The sequence below is a fragment of the Alteromonas sp. AO-Serp genome, assembly GCF_017849675.1.
Taxonomy (GTDB): domain Bacteria; phylum Pseudomonadota; class Gammaproteobacteria; order Enterobacterales; family Alteromonadaceae; genus Alteromonas; species Alteromonas macleodii.
Map to the genome: position 1 here is coordinate 1 of NZ_JAFLMX010000010.1, position 1,746 is coordinate 1,746.

1 protein-coding gene is annotated in these 1,746 nt (G+C 45.9%); it reads left to right on the forward strand.

The window, feature by feature from the left end:
- Nucleotides 1–19 precede the first annotated feature (19 nt).
- The coding region (locus QVA83_RS00980) for a M16 family metallopeptidase (protein ID WP_287498013.1) at nucleotides 20–1,746 on the forward strand (1,727 nt) is incomplete at its 3' end.

Here is a 1,746-nt window from a genome sequence, read left to right on the forward strand (position 1 = left end):
TCTTCTTCGGCAGCGTCTTATGTTTATAAGAGACAGGTGTGGGCGTGTAGAGTTATGTAAATCGGGTTTTGCTCACTTTTTTGAGCACATGATGTTTCAAGGCTCAAAACACGTTGCCGATGAGCAGCATTTTAAGGTTATTACAGAATCGGGCGGTAACTTAAATGGCACAACCAATACCGATCGCACTAACTATTTTGAAACAGTGCCTGCCAACCAATTAGAAAAAGTCCTTTGGTTAGAGTCTGACAGAATGGGCTATCTTTTAGAGGCCGTAGACCAAACTAAGTTTGAAAACCAAAGAGAAACGGTTAAAAACGAGCGTGCGCAGCGTGTGGACAATCAGCCCTATGGATTGCGTTTCGAGCTTAATGGTGAAGCGCTATATCCTGAAGGGCATCCATACTCGTGGATGACTATCGGCTATGTAGAAGATTTAGACCGCGTTGACGTCAATGACCTAAAAGCCTTTTTTAAGCGCTGGTATGGCCCGAACAATGCGGTCCTAACTATTGGTGGCGATATCGACGTAGCCAAAACCAAAGCGTGGGTGAATAAGTACTTTGGGGAAATCCCAACAGGACCGAAAGTAGAAGAGCCTGAGCCTCAGCCAGTAACGCTAGACGAAACCCGTTATGTAACGTTAGAAGATAAAGTTCATCTTCCGCTTCTGCAAATAACTTATCCTACAGTGTATGGTCGCCATGAAGACGAAGCGCCACTGGACGTGTTGGCCGATATTTTAGGCGGTGGAAAAACCTCACTGTTTTACAAAAACCTAGTGAAAGAAGGCATGGCGGTGCAAGCCGTGGTGTCTCACCCTTGCCGCGAACTTGCCTGTGAATTCCAGCTACTCGCTTTGGCTAACCCTGCAAAAATTACCTCACTTTCTACTCTCCAGAACGTACTGAATGAAACCCTAAAAGAGTTTGAGACACGTGGTGTAACGGCAGATGATTTAGCGCGTACAAAAGGACAAATTGAAGCGCGTACGGTATTTGGCTTACAAAGTGTATCTGGCAAAGTGTCAGCCCTCGCCGCTAACGAAACCTTTTACCAAACGCCAGATTTGATTGCCGAAGATATTGCGCGTTACAACGCCGTAACTGCTGAAGACGTTATGCGTGTTTACAACAAATATATTAAAGACGCCAACAGCATTGTGTTAAGCGTGGTGCCCAAAGGGCAGGCTCAGCTCGCTGCAGCTAAGCAGACCTTTGAACGTCCAGTGAGAAATATTGAAATCGATACGGTAGAAGTGTCTGAAAATGAAGCCGTTTCCAGTGCCCTATCTACCAATACAGCCCCTAGCTTTGATAGAAGCGTAATGCCGAAAGCCGGTGAGGCACCGGTTGTGGAAGTTCCTGATTATTGGGAATCTGAACTTGCTAACGGCATTGAAATACTTGGCGTAACCAGCACCGAAACGCCAACGGTAACGCTTACACTAGGTATGGATGGAGGCATGTTGCTAGACCCTGAGGGTAAAGCGGGCACGGCCTACTTAACCGCGTTACTTATGAATGAAACTACAAAGCATTACAGCAACGAAGAATTAGCCAGCGAACTTGCAAAACTGGGTAGCGCTATCCGATTTAGTACTGCAGGTAGATACTCACAGGTTTACGTGTCTACTTTAACCAAGCATTTAAATGAAACCCTAGCGCTATTGAAAGAAAAGCTGTTCAACCCTGCGTTCACCCAAGAAGATTTTGACCGCATGAAAGAGCGTGTTGTACAAGGCTT